Here is a 26,068-nt window from a genome sequence, read left to right as displayed (position 1 = left end):
GCGACATGCTCCCTAAATTTCCCTATGATTTTTACCTACTTGAGTCTGGTTGATGTTAGATTTATTTCTGGATTAAGCTTTTATGGAAAAAATTGATTTTACCTACCTGGAAGTCTTGGGTGAAGACGACCCTGATTTTAAAAGTGAGTTTGTTGAAACTTTTGAAGAAACCTATACCATGCTGGTTGCCAAAATGGAAAACGAGCTCAAAACCGGCGATCTGGACAACCTGGCCAAGTCGGCGCATCAGCTCAAGCCCTCTGCCAAAATGATTCAGTTGCCGTGCGGCGATACGCTGGAGCAGCTACAGCATAACCCCGGGAATGCAAGTATTGAAGTACTAAAAGACATTCATCAGCAATGTGAGGATGCGCTCAGGCAACTTAAAGAATGGGCTGGAGTTTAACCTTTGATTGGTAGTGTGACTTCTTCTCCAAGGTATTTGGGCTTTCGCTGAAATACATAAAGGTCCAATACGGCCATGGTACGTGCTAGCACTTCCCTCAGTGCCAGCATATTCCCGATTGGGCCACCATCATCGGCAGATACTGCCACCGCTTCCATATTGAAATAGTTAGCAATGAAGAGGGATCGGTAGCAGTGAAACTCCTGGGTCACGATGGTTACTCTATTCTGACCAAAAACTTCCTTGCATCGAACGACAGAGTCGAGTGTTCGTAGACCGGCAAAATCGAGAGAAATATCCTCTTCCGGGATGTCCAAGTCTCCAAGAGCTTGCAGCATATCTCGTGGCTCATTGTAATATCTTGTCCGGTTATCCCCACTGACGAGAATGTGTTTGATCTTCTCACTTGAATGAAGCATTGCTGCCGTCTCCATTCGTTCCATAAAAAAACGATTCGGATTACCATCAATTGTACGCTTGCTGGTGCCCAATATCAGGGCCACATCGTTCACTGGTGAATTCACAACATTGTAAATGAACCCTTTGGTAGACTGAACCACCCATATGTTTGTACCCAAAACAAAAAGAAAGAGCGTAATTGAAATCCATATTCCCAGGCGGAGAAATTTTTGCGGTGTTATTTTCATATATCCACTCCTTTCGCTTTTAAGATTAGATCAGCCTCCCTCACTATTTTCCTGTACCACTCCGAACGCAGCTCCAGCTTTTCCTGCTCTTCTAATGGTGGCCATGTTTCTAATCCTGATTTTAACACGGTGAGGCAAATAGCTGCACTCACGGAGAGGTTGAAGCTTTCAGTAAATCCCTGCATGGGAATATGAACAAATCCATCGGCTTTTTCCCCTGCTTCCTTTGTAATTCCTTCTGCCTCTGTTCCAAAAACAATGGCTGTTTTTTCCTTTGGATTTAAATCATAAATAGAGCGAGAGGTCTCATGAATCGATGTGGCATAAATTTTATAACCAGTGCGACGGAGGGTGTCATAGCAGCTGGCCACATTATCTTCACCTTTCGAATGATGATGCAAAGTGACCCATTTGGCAGCCCCTTGTACAATGTTCGGGTTCACTGAGTAGCTGTTCTTGTTTTTGATAAAATGCAGGTCCTGGATGCCCATACATTCCGCAGTTCTGAGTACCGCACTTACATTGTGAGGTTTATCGATATCCTCAAAAACCAGTGTCACATGCCTGGTTCGCTGAGAAAGTACCCGATCAATATGAGCTTGTTTATTCTCAGATACAAATTCTTCCAGGATATCGATTACCTGCTGATGATTCATTACTCCTTCTTTTCACCGAAGAGCCCTAACTGATTCTCCTCTTCTTCCACCTCGCTTTTGATCGTATTCTTAATAGCATCCAGGTCTATTTCAGCCTGTCGCGGCTTATCTTCTTTGATCAAGTCTATGGAGATTACCTGCTGAACTGGTAGCTTATTACCAATGGCCTTCCACCCTTTGATATCAATCAGATTCATCAGATCAAGCTTCTTCTTCTCATGCTTACGGCCATCCTTATAGGTGACCTCTACATCAGTCTCTATGCCTTTGGAAATAAACATCAGCCTTGAGCTTCTGGCTTCAGTTACAAAAGAGAATTTCTTATTGAGCGTATTTGTCTCGATGATGAAACGTTTCACGAAGAAATTCTTTGACTCTCCGTCATAGTGGATGGCATTGAAAGATGCATCCTGGTCCAACTTGTAGATGCCCATCACATTGTTGAAATCATAGTGATTGGTCAGCTCAAAAGTGGTAGCCTCATAGCTTCCATCTTTGTAAAATGCCACAACCTGATCGCCGGACATAAAATTGCCCAGATGATCCCCTCGCTCTTCCCTATTCAACCTACCCACTGTAGGATCATACCAGATATCTACCCCTCCAAGGGTTGACCTTCCTTCTTCCTTCAGCACAATCTTGCGAACAGGATAGCGGGTCAGAATATTTCCTCCGGCTCCCCGTCCTTTTATTTCCAGTTCAGAAAAATCGAAATCAAAAACCTTCTTACGTGCTTTACTGGCCTGTGTCAATGACACGGTGATGACCTCAGCCTCTCCATTTGGATTGGCAGTGAAGTAGTGGACTTTTCCTTTGCCTCCTTTGGTCAGGTCATACTCCCGATCCCGGGTCACAGATAAAACCTGAAAGCGTTTCACATAGCTATTGCCAGATTTGGCATCTACATAGGCCATGTTATACACCATACGCTCGTCATTCTTTTTGAAAACCCCTGCGTAGAGAATGTCTTTTCCAACAAACACCTTGTCCTGAATTTTGGTCACTACGCATTTACCGTCTTTGGTAAAGGCAATGATGTCGTCGATATCAGAGCAGTCGCAAACGAATTCATCCTTCTTCAATCCATAACCAACAAATCCATCCGCTCGATTTACATAAAGCTTAGCATTGTTTGCGGCCACCACCGTCACATTAATGGTATCAAAATTGGTGATCTCGGTTTTGCGCTCACGGCCCTTTCCATACTTATCCAGCAAGTTCTGATAGTAGGAAATCGCAAACTCATTGAGGTTGTTAAGATGATGGTCCACTTTTTCAATTTGCTCCTGCAGATCCTTCATCTGAGCATCCACCTTACTGGTATCAAAGCGTGTAATACTACTTAGAGGCTTATCGATGAGTTTCTTATAGTCCTCATTGGTAATCTCCCGATAAAACTGATCGAAGAATGGTGTGAACAAAGTGTTTAGAACCTCATAGCATTTCTGTAGGTCGCCGGAATTTTCATACTCCGGATGCTTATACATCCCTTCATTGATGAAAATCTTGAGCAGGTTGCTAAAGAATATCTTTTCTTTCAGTTCGGCTTTTTCTATTTCCAGTTCCTGCCTCAGTAAATCCACCGTTTGATCAACTGACTGTTTCAAGATATCCGAAACACTCATGAACTGTGGCTTGTCATCCACAATCACACAGGCATTGGGAGAAATGGACACCTCACAGTCCGTAAATGCATAGAGTGCGTCTATGGTAATATCCGGTGATGTGCCTGGAGCCAGGCTCACCACTATTTCTATGTCCTTAGCGGTATTATCAATGACCTGCTTGATCTTGATCTTTCCCTTATCACTTGCCTTTACAATGGACTCTATGAGCGAGGTAGTGGTGGTGCCGTAAGGAATATCCTTTATTACCAGAGTTGATTTATCCAACTCTTCAATGACTGCCCGAACCCTCACCTTTCCACCACGCTTTCCATCATTGTAATCGCATACATCTATTTTTCCACCAGTCAGAAAGTCTGGATATAACCTGACCTTTTTTCCTTTTAGAATAGCAATACAGCCATCCAGGATTTCACAGAAATTATGAGGCAGCATTTTCGTGGAAAGTCCTACGGCAATTCCTTCCACGCCCTGAGCCAGCAATAATGGGAACTTCACCGGGAAGGTTACAGGCTCCTTCTTGCGCCCGTCATAGGATAGCTGCCATTCTGTGGTCTGCGGATTGAAGAGTACCTCCAATGCAAACTTGGACAAGCGAGCTTCGATGTATCGGGGTGCAGCTGCTGAATCCCCCGTACGCACATCTCCCCAGTTTCCCTGCGTGTCAATCAATAGGTCTTTCTGTCCCAGGTTTACGATGGCATCTCCGATTGAAGCATCTCCATGAGGGTGGTATTGCATGGCACTACCGATGATATTGGCGACTTTATTGTAGCGCCCATCATCCATTTCCTTCATGGCATGCAAAATCCTTCTTTGAACGGGCTTTAAGCCATCATTGATAGCCGGCACAGCACGCTCCAGAATTACATAAGATGCGTAATCCAGAAACCAGTTTTCATACATCCCCGAGATGGGAATGACATCATGTATTTCTTCCTCGTTTTCGTGTTCTTCTCCCATTTACAAACAATATTCAATCATCTATTAATTATTGACCAGATGGTGGATTAAATCCTTACACATTTGGTACTCATCAATTGCCAAGCTTTTACGCCTTCTCCACAAGGTTGACTCATCTTTTTGTTGAATCTTGGCCAATGCCTTGTAATCATGACCTTGAAGAAATCCCGACACAGTACTTCTATCCTTTGGATGCCAACTATCTATAAAATGTTGAGCAATCCTCATCATCTTATTGATGGCTGTCGATGATTTAGTGGAAACATAAAAGCGACCAGTGTCCTTCTTCATTTCGTTCAGCCTGTTCCTTGCATTGGTCAACCCGGAACCCAGCATCTCAAGTGCCTTTTCAGGGTTTATTGGAGACTCAACTATTCCTTCATACAGCACATGCCTTAGCTTAAAATCAAACTCTTCTTCCAGGATATACTCCTCCATTGCAAGTATGATGTCTATTCCGGCCATTGCTGAAGAAACAATCCCCTGAAATTCATCAGCAAGTGTAATTGTTAGTGGTGACTCAATTGATGAACTAAATATCTTATTCGTGTAACTCACGAGCATTTTAAAATCTTCCATCAATTGATTTCCAGCCGTCTCATGACTACCAATCACATCTGCTATCAATATGAATTGCTTTTTAGCTGCCATAATGCAAAGGTTAATTTATTGTAATTTTTTTACAAAAATTCTTTATTGCATAATTTATACAATTGATCTAAACTCTAAGCTGCTTCAACCTCTTTACTAACTTCTTTCTCCACTTCATTCACCAAGTCTTTCTCAACCCGTAGTTTATCAATAATAAATTGCTGACGATCTGGCGTATTCTTGCCCATGTAGAAGGTCAACAAGTCATTGATACTGGTATCTTTCTGGAGTATGACCGGATCCAGACGGATATCATCACCGATAAAAGCGGCAAATTCTCCTGGGCTTATTTCCCCCAATCCCTTGAAGCGAGTGATCTCGGGTTTGTTACCAAGCTTGGCGATGGCTCTTCTACGCTCCTCTTCTGAGTAGCAATAGATCGTTTCCTTCTTATTTCTCACCCTAAATAGTGGCGTATCTAGAATGAAGATGTGGTTGTTTCTTACCAATTCCGGAAAGAATTGCAGGAAGTAGGTAAGCAGAAGCAGTCGTATATGCATGCCGTCTACATCTGCATCCGTGGCTATTACGATCTTCCGGTAACGCAAGCCCTCCAGCCCATCCTCGATATTTAATGCGTGTTGCAGAAGATTAAATTCTTCGTTTTCATAGACCACCTTTTTCGTATGACCAAAACAGTTGAATGGCTTACCTCTGAGTGAAAAAACAGCCTGTGTCTGCACATTCCTTGACTTGGTGATAGATCCACTAGCAGAATCGCCCTCTGTGATGAAGATCATGGTTTCATCCTGTATCGTCTCATCACCCTTCTTATCATTGAAATGAATGCGACAATCTCGCAGCTTCTTATTATGAAGGTTGGCCTTCTTGGCTCGTTCGTTGGCCAGTTTCTTAATTCCTGCAATCTCTTTTCGCTCCCGTTCAGATTGCTGGATTCTTTTCAATAGAGCGTCTGCTGTTTCAGAGTTTCTGTGCAGGAAATTATCGAGCTCAGTCTTAATGAAGTCATTGACAAACGTTCGCATGGTGGGGCCATCTGGCCCTACACTTTGAGATCCAAGCTTTGTCTTTGTTTGACTTTCAAAAACCGGCTCTTGCACCCTTACCGCTATCGCCCCTACAATGGATGAGCGAACATCGGAAGCTTCAAAATTCTTTCCATAGAATTCCCTTATGGTTTTTACCAAGGCCTCCCTAAAAGCAGCTAAGTGAGTTCCACCCTGAGTGGTATATTGTCCGTTTACGAATGAATAATATTCCTCGCCATACTGATTGGCATGAGTGAGTGCAATCTCAATGTCATCACCCTTCAAATGAATAATGGGATACCGAATGTTTTCAGCATCGGTCTTTCGATCAAGAAGGTCTTTGAGTCCATTTTCGGAGTGGTACTTTTTATTGTTGAGAATGATGGTCAGCCCTGAGTTCAGATAGGCATAGTTCCACATCAGGTTGTCCAGATATTCCGGAATGAAATGATAGTTTTTGAAAATGGTATCATCCGGTTCGAAGATAATTTGTGTCCCGTTTCTACCATCGGCTTTCTCCACTTTTGCGTCGCTGGTGATCTCCCCTCTTTCAAACTCTGCCACTTTGGTGTCACCGTCTCTATAGCTTTGGACTTTGAAATATTTGGAGAGTGCATTCACTGCCTTCGTACCAACTCCATTTAGTCCAACTGACTTCTGGAAAGCACCTGAATCATACTTACCCCCAGTATTGATTTTACTCACACAGTCTACCACTTTTCCCAATGGTATTCCTCGTCCGTAATCCCTTACAGTCACGCGATGATCAGTCACCTTCACCTCAATTGTTCGACCATGCCCCATCATGTGTTCATCTATACTGTTGTCTATGATTTCCTTCACCAACACATAGATGCCATCATCTGGAGAGCTTCCATCTCCAAGCTTGCCTATGTACATACCAGGCCTAAGCCTGATGTGCTCTTTCCAATCCAGGGATTTAATACTATCCTCGGTATATATCGCTTCAGCCATTCAATAAAATCGTTATAAATGATTTAATATTCACTAAACCAAAGTAATGATAAAAATCCAATACTTACACGTAACAACCTCACTCGTAGCAGGAGTTTTACTTCAGATAAGTCAATTTAAGAAACTGATAAAGAGCGGGTTCTATTTGTTTTTGATGATCAAAAAAATCAATCCAAAAATCCAGATTATCAATAAAACCGGCCCCATATAATTAAGGTAGGCGTAGCTGGAGGGGCTCACACTGGTGGTGTTATTAAGCACCCCTATGAACCCAATGAGAGTCGTAAGGTAGAAGTTTACTATGAAGATGAGCGATCGAACCCAGGAACCCAATTCTTCACCAAAATTCCTTGTGCCCAAATTGATTGCAATTCTTAAAACAATATTAGAAATCAGGAATACTCCAAAAGCATAATAGAAAAATATCTGCTTGTGCAAGTTGCTCACTCCTTCTATTTCCAGGTCAACTGAAAACGGGAGATAGGCGTACACCAAAAGAAAAATCGCCGTGAAGAGAAAATATGAAATGTAGTTGAGGACTTTGATCGCCTGGGTCATATGGAAATGATTATGTAATAAAATGACAGCATGAAATACTAACCAACAAAATTAGAATACAAAAATGCCATTCAGTATGAAAACAAAAATCTTTGCCATTTTAAACATTCTTTCATTTTTTGGAATGATCATCCCACTTGAGCTGGAGAGTTCAACACTTTCGCATTTAGTTCTAGCTATTTCTGCTATCTTATTTGTAGCGAGCTTGTTACTAAGTGTATGTAAGCCAAAAATTTGGAACCTGGCACACAAGAATCCTGAGCACCAATTCAGTACCTTTTATAGAGATAACTATAGAATACTATCAGGTGTTTTGGTTAGTAGTGTGGTAGTTATATCCATCGTCGGTGATTTTATAAAACCGGAGAGAGATCTATCTCTTTTTATCAGCAGAGTAGTTATTTATCTTTCCCTGTTGATGCCTAACTTTTATGTGATTTTCAAACAGCCGAAGGTCGCACACGCTGAAGTTTGATATAACTTTACTTATGGATTTTAACCCAGTAATTCTTTCCATTCCCCTCTATTTTCTTCTGATAGGTTTTGAGCTGGTTTACCAGCTGGTGAAGAAGGCTAAAATCTATCGTACAAATGATGCAATCTCCAATATCAGTTGCGGCATCTCCTCTCAGGTGACAGGGGCACTGTGGGGAGTCCTATCCATCGGGATGTATCAGTTCGTTTATCAGTATGCATCCATCACAAAAGTACCGAATGCATGGTGGAGCTATCTTCTGCTCTTTGTTTTGGTAGACCTGATGTACTACTGGTTTCACCGGGCTAGTCATGAGGTAAATTTTCTCTGGAACACAGCCCATGTTGTTCATCACCAAAGTGAGGATTACAACCTTTCCGTTGCTTTAAGGCAGGCCTCTTTCGGAGGAGCTTTTTCGATGCTTTTCTATCTCCCTCTTGCATTCCTCGGGTTCAACACCTATGCATTTCTGACGGTGAAGGGTTTAAATCTTATTTATCAATTTTGGATTCATACTGAAGCGATAAATAAGCTTCCAAGGTGGTTTGAATATGTTTTCAACACTCCCTCTCATCATCGGGTACATCACGGACGAAACCCAAAGTATATCGATCGAAATCATGCTGGAACACTTATGATCTGGGATCGCATGTTTGGCACATTTCAGGAAGAAGAAGAGCGACCCACCTATGGGGTGACCAAGCCAACAAACACCTGGAATCCTGTTTGGGCGAATGTGCTTCCCATCGTTGATATGACTAATCAGGTAAAAGCTACACCCGGATTTTTGAATAAGCTTAAAGTTCTTTTTTATAAGCCAGGCTGGCAACCAGTTGAATTAGGCGGCTATCAGATGGCTCCTGAGGTAGACAAAAAGACCTATCGAAAGTTTGATGTGCATCCACATATGCCAATGATCAGGTATGTATTTGTGCAGTTCGTCCTGGTGCTTGTCTTCACCTCTCTTTTTCTTTTCACCCAGTCCAACTACAGTTTTGAGGTAAAACTGGCTTTAGCTGGCTTTATCATTTGGTCCATTGCTCAGCTGGGCATTCTAATGGAGAATAGAAAAAGCTGGATTCCTGTGGAGTTCCTACGCTTGATTGCCTCTGCAGCAATTATCGTTTTTCTGCTTAATGAAAATTTCTCCTATGGCCTGGCCGGAGGTTTTGTCATACTTTTTAGCTTCTGGCTATTCAAATCATCTAGAAAGGTCTAGAAGTATTTTTCTTCATATTCCTCCTCTAATTTCATATGCACAGACCAAAATCCTTCTGGCTCTCGACCATTCATGAGATCTACAAGAATATCTAAGTGGGTATGCCAGCCTGCCAATGTACCAACACGCGCATCTTTGGTCTCTTTAAGGTTCTCATGCGTAAGTGTCAGTTTTACTTTATCTCCTGCTTCTTCCAACTTAAAAGTCACAATTCCCTCCCATTCTAAAACGAGCAGATGAGGCGGTTCAGCTTTGAGAACAATGGCAATAGATTCAAATCCATCCCTGAAATCTTTATACTTTTCCGGTGTGGGTTCCGGAGTAGGTGACAAAGTGGAATTGTGAAAAATAAGCTTCATTTCTCCTTTTGGAATGAGATCTGTTGACCCTCCTGCAAACCATAGCCCTCTCTTCTTTTCGTCTGTTAGATACTCCCAGACTCGTTCTATTGGGCCGGCTAGCATTCGCTCAAAATACAGTGTATGATCATTGATAAGTTTTCCGTATTTATCCATTATCGTATTATTTAGTGTTGTCTTCTTTTAGCAATTCTTCCAGTTTGTCCAGACTTGTATTCCAGAATCGGCGATATTGATGTACCCACAAGGCGATCTCTCCCAGTCTGTCCAGATTGGCATGACAGAATCGTTCTCGGCCTTGTTTTATAGTAGACACCAGTCCACATTCCTTCAGAATCCGCACATGCTTGGATACGGCTGGTCTACTCATTTTAAAGTTGTCGGCAAGTTCATTCACATTCCGTGGATGTTCGGATAGGATATCTAATATCCCTCGCCGTGTTGGGTCTGCCACTGCCTGAAATACATCTCGTCGCATAATAAGTAACCTTTTGGTTACAAGAATACTAAAAAGAAACCAAATAGTTACGTTTTAATAGCAAATTTTTAGCTTCATCTTTGCAAAATGTCTCACATCAATGACACCATTGTTGCGTTAGCTACACCCCCAGGTCAGGGAGCCATTGGAATTATTCGCGTTTCCGGATCTAATACTATTCCTATTGTGAATGAGCTATTTCGAGGTAAAGACCTGACCAAGGTGGCCTCCCACACCATTCATCTGGGGACGATACGTGACGATGAAAACAAAATCATTGATGAGGTGCTTGTCTCTGTTTTCAAAGGCCCTCACTCCTACACTAAAGAGGATGTAATCGAGATATCCAGCCATGGCTCACAGTATATCCTTCAGAAAATTCTTAGCCTTCTTATTAAAAAAGGAGCTCGCCTTGCAAAGCCTGGGGAATTTACTCAAAAGGCTTTTTTGAACGGACGATTTGACTTAGCTCAGGCTGAAGCTGTAGCGGACTTAATTGCATCCGAAAATGCAAGTATGCAGCAGACAGCCATGAAGCAAATGCGAGGTGGCTTTTCGGATGAAATCAAAAAACTCAGAGAAGAGTTAATCCATTTTGCTTCCATGATTGAGCTGGAGCTGGACTTTGCGGAGGAAGATGTAGAGTTTGCTGACAGGCAAGGATTAATCAAATTGATTAATAAAATCCAGACGCTAATTCAATCATTGATTGCCAGCTTCGAGTATGGAAATGTGATTAAGAGTGGTGTACCAACCGTCATTGCCGGTAAGCCCAATGCTGGTAAGTCTACCCTGCTCAATGCCTTGCTAAATGAGGAGAAAGCCATCGTATCAGAGGTTGCAGGGACCACCCGGGATTTCATTGAAGATCAAATTTATCTGGATGGAATCGCTTTCAGATTCATCGATACGGCGGGAATTAGAGAGACGGATGATAAAGTGGAAAGTATAGGTGTGCAGCGGACACTTGAGAAAATGAAACAAGCGAGCCTTGTAATCTATTTGGTTGATTTAATGAATGATTCAATTGACTCGATTGAAGAGCAACTCCAAGGGCTGAGAAAATCCTCTGTGCCAAGCCTGATTGTGGGGAACAAGGTGGATGAGGCCAAACCCGAACTAAAAGCACTCCTTGAAGATGAAAATGCCGTGTTTATCTCTGCAAAAGGGAAAGTCCACCTGGACGATCTGAAGGCTCGACTCCAGGCTATTGTCGCCGAGACTAAAAGCTCCAGCGAGGTGATTGTAACCAACACACGCCACCTTCAAAGCCTGCAACAAACCGACGAAGCGCTCAACCGTGTGATTGAAGGCATAAATATGGAAATGAGCAACGACCTGGTGGCTCAAGACATCCGCTCTGCGCTCTTCCACTTAGGTGAAATCACCGGTGAAGTTACAACTGATGATTTGCTAGAAAATATATTCTCCAAGTTTTGTATTGGAAAGTAACTTCCCCAATCATCCAAAACCATCAACAATAAAACCTTAAATACTGCTTAATAGCGTACTTATTGATGTTTTTATGTTCTTTTTAATTCGCATTTTCTAGCGATTTTTTGCCTTGTTTTGTACCTTATTTGTATCTAATTGTTTATCTTTATTAAAGGTACAAAAAGGGAGAAATTATGTTACATAATGATACATTAAGTTACATATAGATACACTCCTAACTTTCAGTATAAAGTGAAACAACCGTGAGTTCAAATATCAGAGTACAGAGAATTTGCCAGCATTGTGGTAATGAGTTTACCGCCAAAACAACTGTCACAAAGTATTGCGGTGACAATTGTGCGAAGAGAGCTTATAAGAAGCGTCAGAAAGAGGAAAAGATTGGCCAATCCAATAAGGAAACATTGGAGATTAAAGCTGCACCAGTCAAGGCAATTCAAGAGCAGGATTTTCTAAATATCCAGGATACTTGCGAGCTCCTCGGCATTAGCCGCATGACTTTATACCGCATGATTAAGGATGGCCGCATTCAGGCCACCAAAATTGGAAGACGTACCATCATAGCTCGGAAAAATATAGACCACCTTTTTAATATCAATCTATGAAAGTCACACTACGTCAAAAGAAAATATCAAAAGGAAGATTCAGTCTGTACCTGGACTTCTACCCTCCTCTTGTGGATCAGGAAACGAAGAAATCAACCCGAAGAGAGTTTCTCAAACTCTACCTTTATGATAAACCCAATGGAGTATTTGAAAAGCATCACAACAAAGAAACGAAGATTCAGGCGCAGAGTATTTGCTCAGCTCGTCAGTTAGATATTCAGGCCAGCAGGTTTGATTTCATTTTCAAAAAATCCAAGCAAATAGATTTCCTCCACTACTTTAAGAAACTGGCAAACTCAAAGTGGGACAGTGACGGCAATCATGGCAACTGGATGAGTGCTTACAAGTACCTGGTAAGGTTCACTCATGGCCAGTGCACCACTGCTGACATTAATCAACAATTCTGCGAGGATTTCAAGGAATACCTGAAAACTACACACTCACTAAAAAGTCAAACGAGGAAAATATCTCAAAACAGCCAATCCTCTTATTTCAGTAAGTTTTCTGTAGCTGTGGAGACTGCATTTAAGAAAGGGCATCTTGAAGAAAACTACATGCTTAAAATTGACAGGATCAAGCAGAAAGAAACTGTTAGGGAATTCCTTACCCTTGAAGAGCTTAAAGCTTTGTTCAATACAGAATGCGAATCGATAGAACTTAAGAAAGCCTCGATCTTCTCGGCACTTACTGGCTTACGCTGGAGCGATCTGATCAATCTAACCTGGGGAGAAATCCAATACTCGGAGATCAATGGCTATTTCATTCGTTTCATTCACCAAAAGACTGAAAGACCACAAACTCATAACATTCCGGAACAAGCAGTTAATATACTAGGCTATCCGAAAACAACAGAACAAAAGATATTTCAAGACCTCAAATATTCAGCCTGGACAAATCAAAAACTATCCGAATGGATTAGGAGAGCAGGTATCACTAAAAAGATCACTTTCCATTGCTTCAGACATACTTACGCCACACTACAGCTATCCTTAGGAACTGATATATACACTGTTTCGAAATTGCTCAATCACAAGACTGTCAAAACCACACAGATCTATGCCAAAGTGATCGATCAGCGAAGGAAGGAAGCAGCTGAAAGGATTCCTAATCTGTCATCAGATAAATCAAACATGAGAATCGCATAATTAGAGTTTATTCTTATCACTAACAAATATGACGACATGACAGGTGAAACCAACTTATCCAAATTGATCAAAACAATGACTCCCAAATTAAATAAGGGAGATTACATTTTTGCGACCATTAAAAACATTGATAAAATAAGCCGACAAGACACACTTTGCGAATTCAAGGAAGATGAGGGATGGTCTGTGATAATTGAAAGAAGAAAAGCAGATGAATTGGGGATTTCTTATAGTTTCATTGCTTCATGGATTACTCTTGATGTGCATTCTTCACTGGAAGCTGTGGGTTTAACAGCTGCGTTTTCAACAGAGCTCTCCAACCACAACATAAGCTGTAATGTGATAGCTGGTTTTTATCATGACCACATTTTTGTAGATAAAAAAGATGGAAAAAAAGCTTTAGAAATCCTGAGAACTCTTTCCAAGAACGCCTGATAATTAACGTCTTTTATTTTAGAGAGCTATTCTTTATCCGGGTATTGGGTAATCCTAACATTTTCTCTTGAAATCTTAAAGGTTGCTAAAAGCACCAGAATGATGCCCAGAAACTTCATTATACCAAAATGACTTTTGTATACAATAATATCACTTGCTATTGCTATTACAGGCTCTATGTACATCAATGGCGCAATAAGAATTATGGGTATTGATTTCAATGACTTATAAAACAGAACATAGAGAATGGCTGTATGAACAATACCCAATATCAAAACATATACCCAGCTTTTCAACTCGATTGATTGCAATGAAAAATCAATAAAAAAGGAAAAGAACAATGCACCTATGCACATTTGTAATAGACTAATATATTCAGGAGGGTAAAATTTGATTTTTTTACCAAATAGAGTCGCAATTGCATAAAATAAGCCTGCAAGTAATCCAAAAACAACACCAATATAAAGGTCAGCACCGTCAATCACATCTATCCCGTTTGCAGCAGCAATTATTATTCCTAGGAAAGCAAGAAACAACCATGCAAACATGGAGACTTGGACATTTTCTCTCATTAATACTGAGCCAAGAATTAGCACATAAAATGGAGCTGTGAAATAACATAAAATACCGATAGTAATGGATGCGAGTTCGAAAGCCTGGAACAAGCAATACCAGGTTGACACCAGACTTAAACCTCCAAATATCACATATAGCAACTCCATGCTTATTTTAGGTATTTGGATTCTCCTCCTATTGTATGCACAATATATAAGCATAGTAATAGCAGCAAAAAAGCATCGAAAAAAAACCAAGCGTTCAGGTGTCAATTCCGATTTCATTGCAAATACACCAATTGTACCTGCTATTAACATTGATAAGCTGAATTGAAAAATTGGTAATTTCATTTTTTAACCATTAAAAAAAGAGTAGATGGTTAAATATATAATATTTTTATCTATATTAACCAGTAAAATTATAATTGATGGTTAATTCGAATACATCAGGACTTAATCCAGGAGATTACAAGGGGACCTATAAACTAATTGGGGGGTCACTTTGCTTTGACTTTGCCAATACAATGAGTTGGAGAGATTCAGAATCACCTCACGAATGGCTCGATGGAATCGACAACTTGCTTGAATGGTGCCGATTGGCTGAAATTGTTAATGACTCTGAAGCACAAATCATACTTACTGAATTCGAAAAAGCGAAGGATAGTGAGGCTTTGTTGGCGGAATTAATAGACCTGAGAGAGTTAATCAATAAGATTTTTTGTGCGGTTATTGACCATTCTGTGCCCAAAGCAAATGATATGGTTAAACTTAATCAGTTGGCGAGTAAAACGCTGAGCAAACTAGAAGTCGCTTATTATGAAGATAAATACCAACTACGGCTGCAGAAATGTGATTCAATTATTGGTAAAGTCTTCAATGAAATAGTTTGGTCTTCCATTAGAGTACTTACGGAAACGGATATAAAACATATTAAAAAATGCAAGGCCTGTCATTGGCTATACATCGACAAGAGTCGGAATAACAGTCGTACATGGTGTACAATGGAAGATTGCGGAAACCGCAGTAAAGTAAATCGATTTAATAGGAAGAACAGAGTCTAAGCGCTATTACTTAAAAATATGGAGTATAATCTTTTAGGAAAGACCGGCATAAGTGTTTCATCCTTGTGTCTGGGAACAATGACATTTGGAGATGGTGCTGACGAAAAAGTCTCCGCTGAGATGTATGCGTTGGCACGCGATAATGGGATCAATATATTTGATTGTGCTGACGTTTATGCAAATGGAGAGTCGGAAGTGTTGTTAGGGAAGTTCGTTTCAAACCACAGACACGAAGTTATACTTACCACTAAGGCTTATTACCCTACTAGTGAAAATATCAACTTCAAAGGAGGAAGTAGGTTCTACCTTACCAAGGCATTGGATAAAAGCCTGAAGCGTCTGAAAACAGAATACATTGATATTTATTACCTGCACAGTTTTGATGAGAATACAGACTTAGAGGAAAGTCTCTCAACACTCAATGATTTTGTGAGACAAGGTAAAGTTCTCTATTTGGGGTTAAGCAACTTTTCTTCCTGGCAGGCTATGAAAGCAATTGGCATTTGTGAGCGCAAAAATTTCGCGCCCATTTCCTGTTTGCAACCTATGTACAACTTGCTCAAGCGGCAATGTGAAAGTGAAATTCTTCCTATGGCACAGAACGAAAAGCTTGGGGTTTTCTCATATGGCCCTTTAGCTGGAGGTCTACTTACAGGGAAGTACCTTAATAAAAACAGAAATGAATCCGGAAGATTTGATACCAACGAGATGTACGTTAGTAGGTATGCAGATTCTGAAGTTCAAGAGTCCTTGAAGCTATTCATCAATTTTGCAAAACATCATAATTTCAATCCGGCAAGTTTGGCCATTGCCTGGGCTAAAAGTCACCCTGCTATATCAGCCACAATTATTGGATCTAGAAATTCCAAGCAACTCAATTCAATTTTAAATTCTTTGAATATTGAAATGACAGATGAATTAAGACTAACTATTTCTGAATTCACACAAAGACCAGCCCTGGCCACTGATAGATCAGAAGAAATCAAAAAAGCTTAATTGGATTTCCTCAATTCATCTATCCTCCACCCACTCTCATTTTCTTTCTTAGAAAGTAGGTAACTCCAAACAGTAAAAATCCAATAGCTACACACAGTTGAAATAAATCGTGTATTACTGTATCATCAGCTGGAAAAATTACCAGACATCCTATTACGAGAAAAATATCAGATAAAAGACTACACCATTTATAAGCCTTTGATACACTCATAGCTTTAAAGTATTCAGGAATATCTCAGTTTTGCAAGCACTTAAAAATATTATAAATGCCAGTGCTGAGAGTATAATTATTTTATTTTTCATTCTTTAGTTGAGTTCTATTGTTTTGGCCTAAGATTCTCAATAACCTTTGCATCCACCCAATAAGGGCTTCCTACCCAAAAAGAACTTCCATCTTCTTCAACCCTTTCGTATCCCCTCCAGAAGAATAAATATTTCTCATCGGGAGTCACCTTTGGACCACTTTCCCCATGTGTCGTGTTTATCTTGTCTCCCATGTTAATTGCAAGCGTCCATGAACCATTGTTCTCTTGAAAACTAACATAGATGTCAGAATCACCATATCCATCCTCTCTTTTGACATTCCATAGCAAATAGGATTCATCCGGAGCAATGTAAGGATGTGCAATCCATGCACCTGTGTTAATCTCCTCACCAAGCTTTTGGCGAGGTTGATATTCACCATTTACCCTACGTGAATAGCTGATAGCCCCCACTGTATCAGGTCTCTCGAATTCATCAAAGACGAATTCATCAAAGAAAAATGTCCCACTATTAGAAACCGTTATTCCCATGATGATCTTGTCGGTAAAAGGCGATCCCATACTTTTGAATTCCGACCAACCTGAGTCAGTTCTAACTTTGTATTTATTGCCACGGTAAATAGTGTTTCCATCCTTTGAGAAAACTGGATATTTAATGTCCGTCTCAACTTCATCCCCCCAATTTCCATTTTCATATCGAATAACCATTGATGTGGGTTTTTCATATTTTCCTCCATGCCTGACGAAATAGTATTCCTTCAAATCGGGTGAAAACGTGTTGCCATCTTCGAAATACTCTTCTGTGGATACAATACCTGGGGCGAATGCTATAGGCGTTAAGCCTGGTGGTTTTTGGCCGAGATAGCGATCGGATATAGGTTGTAAATAAGAATCTTCATCCTTTTTTGTTTTGGGTTCACACGCATCTAATAAAAGTGTGCCGGCAAGTATTAATATCAAATAAATCTTCTTCATTGCTTTCAAAAGGTTGCCGTTTCATTATTGCTTAGGTCTAAGATTTTCGATAATCTGACTGCTTACCCAAAAAATATCTACATTTTCATAATCATCAGAACCCATATTTCTGTTAAAGAAGAGGTATTTTCCATCTGGCGTTACACTCGCTGATGCTTCCCACGCTTCTGTATTTATTTTGTTACCCAGATTAATAGGATCACCCCATTCTCCATTTTGTTGGCGATAACTGATATAAATATCAGAATCTCCAAATCCGTCTTCTCTTTTGCTATCAAATATTAAATACGACTCATCATGTGCGATAAAGGGATGAAAACTTTTTCCAGTATTAATCTTTTTGTCGAGCAGTTTAGGTTCTTCATATTTCCCATCAACAAATCTTGAATATCGAATATCGCCTGTAAAGTCCCGTTTGAACTCATCAAAAAAATAAGTCCCTTTAGAAGAAGCCGTAAGACGCATAATTGGTAAGCTGTCGAAAGGAGCTCCAAGTTTTTTTATTTCAGACCAATCTCCAGTATCAGTACGCTCTTTATATCTTCTGCCAAAATGCATTTTCTTGCCATCTGGAGAGATAAAAGGCTCTCCTTGGCGAGAAGATATGACCGTCTCATTCCATTTGTCTCCCTCATTTTTATAGACAACAAATTCTTGTTCTTTGGTTCCTTCAACTTGTCTGAGGAAATAAAATTCTTTCATATCTGGACTAAAGACTCCACTGTATTCCCAACCTCCTGACGTAACTAAATCAGGAGCAAAAGGCTCTGGTATTAAGCCAGGTGGTTTTTGACCAAGGTAAGGGCTTTCTTTGGTTGAAGAATCATCATCTTTCGATTTCGATTTATTTGCTTTGCAAGCACTTAAAAGTATTATAAATGCCAGTGCTGAGAATTTAATTATGTAGTTTTTCATTGTCTGTTTATTTAATTACCGCCAACATATTGTATGGTCTATTTTGGTCTTAGATTTTCAATAACATCGGTGCTCACCCAATGAATATTTGACAGTCCGGGTTCAATATCTCTTTCGTCCCTGCCAAAAAACAAATACTTGCCATCAGGACTAATACTTGGTGTTTTTTCAGAAAAAGTGGAGTTTACTGTGGCTCCAAGATTAATGGGGGTTGACCATGTTTCATCTTCATTCTTGAAATAGACATATATATCATTATCCCTTCTATTTTCTCCTCCTTGATTGCTGCGATCGGTCACTAACAAATAATCACCATTTGGTGAGATAAAAGCATGATGCCCTATTTCAATCTCAACTGCTCGGGGTTCTACGAATTCACCATTTTCATTAGGAGCATAGGAGGTTTTGAATGTTGATAAGTCGAAGTAATATAGCCCACCGTTCTTTGCATGATTTGCAAAAAATACTTTATCATTATTTACGGGAGAATTCAGTTTAATAGCATCGCTCCATCCGTTCTCGAAACGGTTGACATACCATATCCTTTCATCTGAAAAAGTAGAGTCAAATGCGGTAAAATAAATCCGTTTACTATCAGGACTCACGAAAGGGTGCATTTCTTCTTTTTTATTTCCTTTAGTAAGATTTGCTTTTTTAATTGGGGTCCAGGTACCATTAACAAGTTTGGAAAAATAGATTTGAGATGCCTCATCCTCATGTTTAGCTTCAAAGTATAGCTCTTTTAAATCTGGAGAAAATGAAATAGTGCTTTCAAACCTTCCATTGATAGACACTACATCAGGAGCGAAGACTTCTGGGATTAACCCAGGTGGTTTTTGATCAAGATAAAAACTTTCTTTGGTTGAAGAATCATCATCTTTCGCTTTCGATTTATCTGTTTTGCAAGCACTTAGAAATATTATAAATACCAACACTGAGAATTTGATTATATGGTTTTCCATTGCTTAATTTTTTTTAATTACCGTCAACTTTCCTTTTAATTAAGTGAACCTAGAAAAGTAGTAATAGCATTCCAGTATTCGTCAGCACCTTTTTGACCACTCCACAGGACTCTTGACCCATGATACCCATTGCTTTCGGGCACAAAATGAACTTTCGTTTTCGACAGTTTAACATCACCTAAGAGTTTCTCTATCATAACTGCCTCTTCCTTTGAGGAAGTAATAAAAAAAGGCTTATCAATAGTTGGAATAACACTACCAAGACTAGCTTTAGCATCACCGAAATAGTCACCAGGACTGAATGCCATTACTGCTGCAACATTTTCATTCTCAGAAGCAATATGGAGTGCAAGGCTTGAGGAATAAGAACTACCCCAGACAATCACCTTTTTACCATATTTAGTATACAAGTAGTCTATAGCTGAGTTAATATCTTTTTCCGCCTCTAAGTAGCTTGTTTCTAATTGTTTTTCCTTAGCTCTTTCGAAGGTTTCATTCGGTTTCTCAGCGAAGGTGCCACCGGATCGTTGATCGATTGCAAGACAATTCATACCCATTGCATTGAGTCTCGGAGCTATATCGGCATATTCATATTTATTATATCCAGCTTGATGACAGAGTAAAACAACAGGGGCACTTTTATCAATTTCATATAGACTGCCTATTACTTGAAGATCATCGCTAGATCCAAACTCCACTTTTTGAGCTGGATATTTATTCATCATTTCACCTGGGTTTGGTTGTTGAACACTTTCCCGCATCTGCCTCGCCTGCTCCATTTCTTGTTTGACAAGATTCTCAACCAATTCAATCCTAACTATCTGACCTGATTCATCAAAGTGTATATACGATTCACGCTCACCCATCAAATCGAAGTTGTAATAAACTTTAGCCTTCCCAGTTTCAACATCAATTATCTTTATGCTTATCAATGGAAGGTTGGTGACAATGTTGTTCAATACAGCCGGAGTATTAGCTACGGGGACCGGATCGAACTTCAACTCAGGGCTTATGTGTGGTTTAATATGACTAATATCCTTATTCTCGAAACTTTTTCTAAATGCCTCGACCTGGGCTGTATAGTCCTGGCTGAAGCCTTGAATCGACAAAACTGAGAGAACAACTAATATCCAGGGTCTTAATGAAAAGACAGACTTCTTAACCTTTTTAAGGGATTTTCTATTTGAAAATAGCCACATAAACATGCCTATATTAAAAAGTATGAGTTCATAATACCATGGATAACTTTCTGGTACTACTGCAAATGCACCAAGCATAATGATCACGCCAGCTACTAACATTATTTTTTGTAAAAGGGAATTTTTCATTTCTCTAAAGTTTTGTTCAAATTCTATTCTACCTGTAGGTTGCACAATACTGACTAGCGTTACAGTTTTTACGATTTATTTTCTTCTAAGAGTTCATCTCTATATGTTTCCAGCTTATTTACGTAGTTCCCAAATTTGAGCTTTTGAGAATAACGCTGCACATAGAAGGCAAAGACTCCTATAACAAATGGGCTTATGGCTAGCACTAACATTCGCCAATCCCAGGAGAAGCTATCTTCTCGATAGGCATAACCATAAAAAAGCCAGGTTATGATAACGGGAGACATAAATGCATCTGAATAAATATTGAAATTCATCGCCTTTTTCATTGCCTCGATAACCATATCCAATGACTTTTTAAGAGGTAAGGCCTGCGTTTCTGCAGCATCAACTTTTTGATAGGCTCGATAGTTAAACAGCAACATTGCGGTGAGCGACACAATCAAAGTACAATAAAAAAGAATGGTCTCTTTTGGACTAAACATAAAATCCAGCGTATTGAATTTTTGAGGAGCTATGAAAATACCCATTAATAGAGCCGCCCCTACCAGTGTTACTAGTCCTCCAATAACCAATTTGAATAACAAAGCCCTCCGAATCTTTCCAACTTCTGTTTCGGATTTCATGTGAATAGTTTCAATTAAGATTTTATCCTCTACAAAATCGTTTTTGCTGATGTCGGCATTTATCAGGTGCCATATGGATTTTAATTCTACTAGTTCCATTTTCTTAGTCTTTAATTTTTTCAGAAATCTTCTTCTTAATTCGGTTCATTTTTACCCTAACATAATTAGGCGTGATACCTACAATATCTCCGATTATTTCATTGCCGTTCCCATCCAAATGAAGCATGATAATCGCCTTGTCCAGTTTGTCCAGATGACCAATTGCCTGATGAAGCGTACGAAGCTGTTCGTCTTTAGTCGGGTCATAGGCAACATCCTCCACATCCATAAATTCATATGATTTAAAAAATATGAGCTCTCGTTTCTTAATCTTCCTAAAATCCTGTATCGCTACGTTCAATGCCACCCTATACATCCAACTTGAAAACTGGCTCTCACCCCTAAATGATGGAAACGACCGCCATAATTGCACCATGATCTCCTGAAAAAGATCCTTACGGTGATCCTCATTTTTACCATACATGTGGCAAACTTTATGAACTATGCCCTGCGAGTTCTTCACCTTATCAGTAAATTGTTTTTCCAGGTGTTTTCTATCCAAAACTTAAGCTTAAGTGTACATCCATTAGTTTGTTGTTATTTATCGCCAAGCATTACACTTGAATGATATTTTTTAGAGCATCCGCTAAATAAAAACACGCAATTTCTTATTTACCAACATCATCAATAGAGTACCACTAATCCTTGTGACTTTATTCAAATATCCTATCTTCAAACAATCGCTTCAGTTCGTCAAAAGTCTGTTTAGGTTTTCTACAGATATAAATATGTTGATGTAGTTCCTCTTCATTTTCAGAGTAAGGATTATATATGGTCCTTACCTTAATTATTTCGTCAAAATGTTCATGAAAAAAGCCTCCAACATTATAGCCTAACGCAATCGTAACAGCAGGCATTTCTCCTTTCGGCACCCAGTTGTAGAAACTCCCATGTAATGAAAAGGCCGTTGGCAAACCATACTGCTTATTAAAAAGATTAACCGCTCCTGCCTGAGCATAGTGCTTGCCCCAGATTATCGAGTTCTTCCTGTCAGTTTCAGGCAAACTATCGTACACACTTTGAAGTTCTTTAAGCGATTCTGACCATTTTTCTTTTGAGTACCGTTCTTCAAATCTGATCCCATATTGCCCGCCAGCTACTTCTTTTTTCTCATAGGGATAGTCATTCTTTAAATAACTGGCCAATGGAAAAACAGGCATTCCAAAGGGAATTAATATGACACCAAATAATAGAATAACGCTTACCGGATAAATGAGCCATTTTCTTTTTGCAAACAGGACATTTTCCCAAAACACACCCCCATAAGTTAAAATAGTAAGTGCCATTGGATAGAAATAATATGATTTTCCCTGGCTGTACATCAACAATATGGCCGACAACAAAATGGACAATGTTAGCGGTCTATATAATTTCATTTTGTTATGAAACATAAAGACTATTCCACCAATCGAAATCAATAATGTCACTGGGTTTAATGCTATAACCAGACTTTCAATAACCTCTATTGGAGTTAACTTGTCCAAGTGCATTTCGTACAATCGTGCGAACATTTTAAGGACTGGAAAGTCATTCAGGTATTGCCAAACAATATTGGGGCTTATCAAGAGAATAAAAACAATGGCATTCCACCAAAACCTGTGTTTGATTAATGTCTGTCTGGTGGACTTAAACATTAACAAGGCGGAAACTCCAAAAATGAAGAACACAGCGTCATACTTAGTCAGGAATGCCAATGTTGTTGTAATTGTCAGATACCACAAAAATTTCTTATCAGAATATTTGACATATTTTAAGAGTAAATAGAAATTCAGTACCCAAAACAACTGACTAAAGACGACTGGCTGAAACAGTTGCTGCGACCGTCCAAATGCAGGGGCAATGATTATGCACAGCAAAACCAAAAAGACTGCTTTTGTCTGACCACCCAATTCCACAACTATTTTAGAAATGATAATCAATATCAGAACTGCAGAAAGATGAGCGAAAATGTGATGCACAAAAATGGAGCTGGATTGAAACAGATTTTGAATAAATGCAAAAACCCCCATCATAGGCGGAAACTCCATAAAACCGAACGCAAGGTGATTTCCTGTTTGGATATGCAAAAGTTCATCCCCCTGAAAGCCTGAATTCCAATCAGCAATTAGGTGAAGCACCAACTTGACGGTGCAAAAAAAGAATACAATAATTTTGGTCTGTTTAGTCATTTATTCTGATTGGGAGATAGTATTTTAAAATGATACACGAGATTGTTTGAGCTTTATTTCTTCTTGATTTTGGAGATCGTTAAACCTGTCGATTTGGTCAACTTATCCATGTCATCAAGTGCAAAATCAATAGATGCTAATATTAATTGCCTTACTTTTTCATTTCTATAATCTTCGGATTTTTGTATGGGAATGTGTCGAATCAGCTTACCTGTTCCTTTAAGAAGCCCATGCGGATCTTTGAGCAAAGTCCCCATGTTGAAGCCTAAATTTAAGTGGTTCGTATAGATAGGAATCATGCAAAATCCATCTGACATTTTTTCTGAGGTTGAGAAAAGAGTGGTCAACGCATGCGTGTGATACAAGAGCTCATTGCTGGTTGGATGCAACTCAAGGATGTACCCTCTTAAATCAGTGAACAAATCAATCAGACTTTGCTCCTTCCATTCCAGATAAAATTGAAAATCAGGATGTATTGGTCTATCTACTTTCATTTTGTAGCCGTAATGTTTTGCATTAAACTCAAATATGCCGTTTCAGTAAGCATGTCAAACACGTTGCTCGGAAGATGAATTTCCTTCATAGTTTTTTGGTCATTAACATATCACATCTTGGAGATTCGGCTTTTCCTTCAGACTCTTCAAATCCATAACTTCTATAAAGTGCGATGGCAGATTTCATCAACTTAGAAGTTTCTAAGTTTATTACTTTGGCTTTTTTGTTAGATGCTTCTTGTAATAAAGACTCTAGTATTTTCTTGCCATAACCTTGGTTGCGGTATCGCTTTTGCACATACATTTTTCTAATCTTGAATATCCCATCCGATATCTTTTTTAAAGCACCTGTGGCTACCAGTTCACCTTCATCTTCAATAATTAGAAAAGAACCCCCATTATTTGTGTATGCCTCCTCTATATCGTTGAGATCAGCCTCTGAGGTCCTTGCAGAATAGTCAAATCCAAAGCCACTCAAGCCTTCTTTTACAAGTGATACTATCGCATTGGTGTCTTCCTTATTTGCTTTTCGGATGTTCATTTGAAGCTACTCTATTTGGATATTGAACCACTTCCTTGTTTGGTTAAGAAGTCTTTAGATTTTTTAATAAATTCTTCCTTATTTACTCCTTCATGAGCTCCATGAGAAACATTGGGTAAAACCCATAGATCAGAATTCCGAAGGTTTTTTCGAGCCCTGGCTACTTCCATTATATCTATACCCTCATCGTCATCACCTAAAACTATCAACACCTCAGGTTGTATTTGCTGCAGTTCTTTGTCAGTTACCAATATTGAATAGTTCTTGAACTGGTTCATTAGTTCCTTTACCTGTTCATCACTAGAATGGTCACTCAACCATGGGAAATTTTTACGATTTTCATAGGTGAATTCATTAAGGTAGTCTTGGAAGTCACTTACCTTCCAGGTTCCAACCGCCCCTATTGTAATCATTGATTCAATCAATGATGGGTTTAGCAAGGCCAGCTGATAAAGGACATCTCCTCCAAAACTGAATCCGATTGCTTTGATTCGATCAATATCTAAATAATTGATAAGGAGGTTTAAATCCACAGCAACATCTGATATTGATAATTCAGATCTAAATAATTCAGATTTTCCATGGCCAGTTAAATCGACCAGATAAACTTCATATTCATTACGGTAGTCATTTACATATGCTTTCCATGATTTGGAAGTCAAACTATATCCATGTAACAGAAACAACGGGGAGCCATCTCCATACACCTCATAATAAATTTCCTTCCCATTAATTGAGACAGTTTCAGCTTTCTTAGGCTCTTGACCGATGGCATAATTCGACATTATTAGAAGCAGTATAGTAGTATAATATTTTTGCATAAATTCTTTCAGTCAACACTTAATAAGGATATCCACAGCTCAATACTCCTATTTTATTGGTCAGAGTAATTTGGTCAACCACCTCTTGGTTTTTTGATTGAACTATGCCCATTTAAGAATTTCCAAGAACCGTTATTTTTTTCAAATAAAATAGTAATAGCACCATCAAGACTAATTTTATATCCTGATTTGAGAATAATATCTTCTTTAAATCTTACGAAGAATGATGCATGTCTCCCACTTATGGCATTAGCCTCTGTATCTATTATTTCCATTTGCACAGAATCAACCTGAGGCATGAATTCTTTTAATCCACTGACCAATGATGCTTTATCAGGATATTGGATTACTCCATCTTCCACCCAATAGAACCTCTCATCATCGATAAAAAAAGTATCTACAGCTTCAAGCCCTTTTAAATTTACATGGTTCACATAGGCCTTAAATACACCTTCAACTTCAGATTCTATTTGCTCAGAGTCAAACACCTCTTTTGGTGTATTCTCAGCACACCCCATCCCAAGTAATAATGATAAAACTAGAATCGTATTGGAGTAGGTTAAATTTTTCATAGGCATAAACTATTTTGATTTTACCACCTCAATTAAATAATATATGAAGTGTAAA

General features: G+C 39.3%; 29 protein-coding genes. 9 read left to right on the top strand and 20 right to left on the bottom strand.

All coding sequences use genetic code 11. From position 1 onward, the window contains the following. Nucleotides 1-82: 82 nt before the first annotated feature. Nucleotides 83-406 (top strand): Hpt domain-containing protein, encoded by a 324-nt coding sequence (locus tag RLN88_RS11160; protein WP_350221484.1) that lies wholly within the window; start codon nucleotides 83-85, stop codon nucleotides 404-406. Here RLN88_RS11160 and RLN88_RS11155 read toward each other — a convergent pair. The 6 genes from RLN88_RS11155 to RLN88_RS11130 all read right to left on the bottom strand — a co-directional run bounded on the left by RLN88_RS11155 (nucleotide 403) and on the right by RLN88_RS11130 (nucleotide 7,470). Further along, a complete protein-coding gene (locus RLN88_RS11155) occupies nucleotides 403-1,053 on the bottom strand; it encodes a SanA/YdcF family protein (RefSeq protein ID WP_350221483.1) in 651 nt (216 codons plus the stop codon). The two genes, RLN88_RS11160 and RLN88_RS11155, sit on opposite strands and share 4 nt — an antisense overlap. Then, the gene (locus RLN88_RS11150) at nucleotides 1,050-1,709 is read right to left on the bottom strand and encodes a TrmH family RNA methyltransferase (RefSeq protein ID WP_350221482.1); all 660 of its coding nucleotides are present in this window, start codon (nucleotides 1,707-1,709) and stop codon (nucleotides 1,050-1,052) included. Before RLN88_RS11150 ends, RLN88_RS11155 begins: the two co-directional genes overlap by 4 nt. Next, on the bottom strand, nucleotides 1,709-4,297 hold the full coding sequence (locus tag RLN88_RS11145; RefSeq protein WP_350221481.1) for a DNA gyrase/topoisomerase IV subunit A: 2,589 nt from the start codon (nucleotides 4,295-4,297) through the stop codon (nucleotides 1,709-1,711). Before RLN88_RS11145 ends, RLN88_RS11150 begins: the two co-directional genes overlap by 1 nt. 24 nt (nucleotides 4,298-4,321) lie before the next feature. Next, nucleotides 4,322-4,948 (bottom strand): SatD family protein, encoded by a 627-nt coding sequence (locus RLN88_RS11140; RefSeq protein ID WP_350221480.1) that lies wholly within the window; start codon nucleotides 4,946-4,948, stop codon nucleotides 4,322-4,324. Between the two features lie 74 nt (nucleotides 4,949-5,022). Beyond that, complete coding sequence (locus tag RLN88_RS11135; protein WP_350221479.1) at nucleotides 5,023-6,912, bottom strand: DNA topoisomerase IV subunit B; 1,890 nt, start codon at nucleotides 6,910-6,912, stop codon at nucleotides 5,023-5,025. A 141-nt stretch (nucleotides 6,913-7,053) separates the two neighbouring features. Further along, complete coding sequence (locus tag RLN88_RS11130) at nucleotides 7,054-7,470, bottom strand: hypothetical protein (RefSeq protein WP_350221478.1); 417 nt, start codon at nucleotides 7,468-7,470, stop codon at nucleotides 7,054-7,056. Nucleotides 7,471-7,546: 76 nt separating this feature from the next. Here RLN88_RS11130 and RLN88_RS11125 point away from each other — a divergent pair, with 76 nt between their 5' ends. Continuing rightward, entirely contained in the window at nucleotides 7,547-7,945 is a 399-nt protein-coding gene (locus RLN88_RS11125; protein WP_350221477.1) for a hypothetical protein, read from the top strand. 13 nt (nucleotides 7,946-7,958) lie between these two features. Continuing rightward, nucleotides 7,959-9,164: a sterol desaturase family protein gene (locus RLN88_RS11120; RefSeq protein ID WP_350221476.1), complete on the top strand. Its 1,206-nt coding sequence runs from the start codon at nucleotides 7,959-7,961 to the stop codon at nucleotides 9,162-9,164. Here the strand turns inward: RLN88_RS11120 and RLN88_RS11115 are convergent. Both RLN88_RS11115 and RLN88_RS11110 read right to left on the bottom strand, forming a co-directional pair. Further along, nucleotides 9,161-9,679, bottom strand: coding sequence for an SRPBCC family protein (locus RLN88_RS11115; protein WP_350221475.1), 519 nt, complete (start codon nucleotides 9,677-9,679; stop codon nucleotides 9,161-9,163). The two genes, RLN88_RS11120 and RLN88_RS11115, sit on opposite strands and share 4 nt — an antisense overlap. Nucleotides 9,680-9,686: 7 nt before the next feature. Continuing rightward, entirely contained in the window at nucleotides 9,687-10,001 is a 315-nt protein-coding gene (locus RLN88_RS11110; RefSeq protein ID WP_350221474.1) for an ArsR/SmtB family transcription factor, read from the bottom strand. A gap of 87 nt (nucleotides 10,002-10,088) precedes the next feature. Here RLN88_RS11110 and mnmE point away from each other — a divergent pair, with 87 nt between their 5' ends. From mnmE to RLN88_RS11090, 4 genes are all read left to right on the top strand, one after another. Beyond that, the gene (mnmE, locus tag RLN88_RS11105) at nucleotides 10,089-11,453 is read left to right on the top strand and encodes a tRNA uridine-5-carboxymethylaminomethyl(34) synthesis GTPase MnmE (RefSeq protein WP_350221473.1); all 1,365 of its coding nucleotides are present in this window, start codon (nucleotides 10,089-10,091) and stop codon (nucleotides 11,451-11,453) included. Between the two features lie 245 nt (nucleotides 11,454-11,698). After that, entirely contained in the window at nucleotides 11,699-12,058 is a 360-nt protein-coding gene (locus RLN88_RS11100) for a helix-turn-helix domain-containing protein (protein ID WP_350221472.1), read from the top strand. Then, complete coding sequence (locus tag RLN88_RS11095; protein ID WP_350221471.1) at nucleotides 12,055-13,203, top strand: tyrosine-type recombinase/integrase; 1,149 nt, start codon at nucleotides 12,055-12,057, stop codon at nucleotides 13,201-13,203. The genes RLN88_RS11100 and RLN88_RS11095 overlap by 4 nt, the downstream gene beginning before the upstream one ends. Nucleotides 13,204-13,239: 36 nt before the next feature. Beyond that, on the top strand, nucleotides 13,240-13,638 hold the full coding sequence (locus tag RLN88_RS11090) for an ACT domain-containing protein (RefSeq protein WP_350221470.1): 399 nt from the start codon (nucleotides 13,240-13,242) through the stop codon (nucleotides 13,636-13,638). A gap of 26 nt (nucleotides 13,639-13,664) precedes the next feature. Here the strand turns inward: RLN88_RS11090 and RLN88_RS11085 are convergent, their stop codons facing one another. Beyond that, entirely contained in the window at nucleotides 13,665-14,543 is an 879-nt protein-coding gene (locus tag RLN88_RS11085; protein ID WP_350221469.1) for a DMT family transporter, read from the bottom strand. Between the two features lie 77 nt (nucleotides 14,544-14,620). Here RLN88_RS11085 and RLN88_RS11080 point away from each other — a divergent pair, with 77 nt between their 5' ends. Further along, the gene (locus RLN88_RS11080) at nucleotides 14,621-15,253 is read left to right on the top strand and encodes a CGNR zinc finger domain-containing protein (protein ID WP_350221468.1); all 633 of its coding nucleotides are present in this window, start codon (nucleotides 14,621-14,623) and stop codon (nucleotides 15,251-15,253) included. An 18-nt stretch (nucleotides 15,254-15,271) separates the two neighbouring features. After that, nucleotides 15,272-16,249 carry an aldo/keto reductase gene (locus tag RLN88_RS11075; protein ID WP_350221467.1) on the top strand — a complete coding sequence of 326 codons (978 nt, stop codon included), beginning with the start codon at nucleotides 15,272-15,274 and terminating at the stop codon, nucleotides 16,247-16,249. 317 nt (nucleotides 16,250-16,566) lie between these two features. On the opposite strand, the gene RLN88_RS11070 is transcribed toward RLN88_RS11075, so the two are convergent. From RLN88_RS11070 to RLN88_RS11020, 11 genes are all read right to left on the bottom strand, one after another. Further along, the gene (locus RLN88_RS11070; protein WP_350221466.1) at nucleotides 16,567-17,487 is read right to left on the bottom strand and encodes a hypothetical protein; all 921 of its coding nucleotides are present in this window, start codon (nucleotides 17,485-17,487) and stop codon (nucleotides 16,567-16,569) included. Between the two features lie 24 nt (nucleotides 17,488-17,511). Beyond that, on the bottom strand, nucleotides 17,512-18,402 hold the full coding sequence (locus RLN88_RS11065; RefSeq protein ID WP_350221465.1) for a TolB-like translocation protein: 891 nt from the start codon (nucleotides 18,400-18,402) through the stop codon (nucleotides 17,512-17,514). 38 nt (nucleotides 18,403-18,440) lie between these two features. Further along, a complete protein-coding gene (locus RLN88_RS11060; protein ID WP_350221464.1) occupies nucleotides 18,441-19,364 on the bottom strand; it encodes a TolB family protein in 924 nt (307 codons plus the stop codon). Between the two features lie 35 nt (nucleotides 19,365-19,399). Further along, the gene (locus RLN88_RS11055; protein ID WP_350221463.1) at nucleotides 19,400-20,692 is read right to left on the bottom strand and encodes an alpha/beta hydrolase; all 1,293 of its coding nucleotides are present in this window, start codon (nucleotides 20,690-20,692) and stop codon (nucleotides 19,400-19,402) included. 68 nt (nucleotides 20,693-20,760) lie between these two features. After that, on the bottom strand, nucleotides 20,761-21,417 hold the full coding sequence (locus tag RLN88_RS11050; RefSeq protein ID WP_350221462.1) for a hypothetical protein: 657 nt from the start codon (nucleotides 21,415-21,417) through the stop codon (nucleotides 20,761-20,763). Nucleotides 21,418-21,421: 4 nt separating this feature from the next. Next, nucleotides 21,422-21,919, bottom strand: a complete 498-nt coding sequence (locus RLN88_RS11045) for an RNA polymerase sigma factor (RefSeq protein WP_350221461.1) — start codon at nucleotides 21,917-21,919, stop codon at nucleotides 21,422-21,424. A gap of 151 nt (nucleotides 21,920-22,070) precedes the next feature. Beyond that, nucleotides 22,071-23,429 (bottom strand): ArnT family glycosyltransferase, encoded by a 1,359-nt coding sequence (locus RLN88_RS11040; RefSeq protein ID WP_350221460.1) that lies wholly within the window; start codon nucleotides 23,427-23,429, stop codon nucleotides 22,071-22,073. A 209-nt stretch (nucleotides 23,430-23,638) separates the two neighbouring features. Continuing rightward, nucleotides 23,639-24,079, bottom strand: coding sequence for a DUF1801 domain-containing protein (locus RLN88_RS11035; protein WP_350221459.1), 441 nt, complete (start codon nucleotides 24,077-24,079; stop codon nucleotides 23,639-23,641). Nucleotides 24,080-24,164: 85 nt separating this feature from the next. Next, a complete protein-coding gene (locus tag RLN88_RS11030) occupies nucleotides 24,165-24,620 on the bottom strand; it encodes a GNAT family N-acetyltransferase (RefSeq protein ID WP_350221458.1) in 456 nt (151 codons plus the stop codon). Nucleotides 24,621-24,631: 11 nt separating this feature from the next. Next, nucleotides 24,632-25,441, bottom strand: coding sequence for an alpha/beta fold hydrolase (locus RLN88_RS11025; RefSeq protein WP_350221457.1), 810 nt, complete (start codon nucleotides 25,439-25,441; stop codon nucleotides 24,632-24,634). A gap of 74 nt (nucleotides 25,442-25,515) precedes the next feature. Further along, nucleotides 25,516-26,013 carry a nuclear transport factor 2 family protein gene (locus RLN88_RS11020; protein WP_350221456.1) on the bottom strand — a complete coding sequence of 166 codons (498 nt, stop codon included), beginning with the start codon at nucleotides 26,011-26,013 and terminating at the stop codon, nucleotides 25,516-25,518. Nucleotides 26,014-26,068: the final 55 nt, after the last annotated feature.

It is taken from the genome of Ekhidna sp. (assembly GCF_040223195.1).
GTDB lineage: Bacteria > Bacteroidota > Bacteroidia > Cytophagales > Cyclobacteriaceae > Ekhidna.
This window is presented reverse-complemented; position numbering and strand designations above follow the sequence as displayed.